This is a genomic window from Bacillus cereus group sp. BfR-BA-01381 (assembly GCF_022663555.1).
Lineage (GTDB): Bacteria > Bacillota > Bacilli > Bacillales > Bacillaceae_G > Bacillus_A > Bacillus_A pacificus.
The window spans coordinates 1-214 of sequence record NZ_JAKUFR010000362.1; the positions used below are offsets into that span (position 1 = coordinate 1).

The following is a 214-nucleotide window of genomic DNA, read 5'->3' on the forward strand; positions in this document are numbered from 1 at the left end:
CCTCTTTATCGTTTGAGCAATGGAGGGACGCAGAAGGATAGAAGAAGCGTGCGATTGGTTGTGCACGTCCAAGCAGTTAGGCTGATAAGTAGGCAAATCCGCTTATCGTGAAGGCTGAGCTGTGATGGGGAAGCTCCTTATGGAGCGAAGTCTTTGATTCCCCGCTGCCAAGAAAAGCTTCTAGCGAGATAAAAGGTGCCTGTACCGCAAACCG

General features: G+C 50.5%; 1 rRNA gene. It reads left to right on the forward strand.

Annotation, left to right across the window (positions count from 1 at the left end):
* Positions 1-214, forward strand: a 23S ribosomal RNA gene (locus MR079_RS29050); the annotation flags it as partial.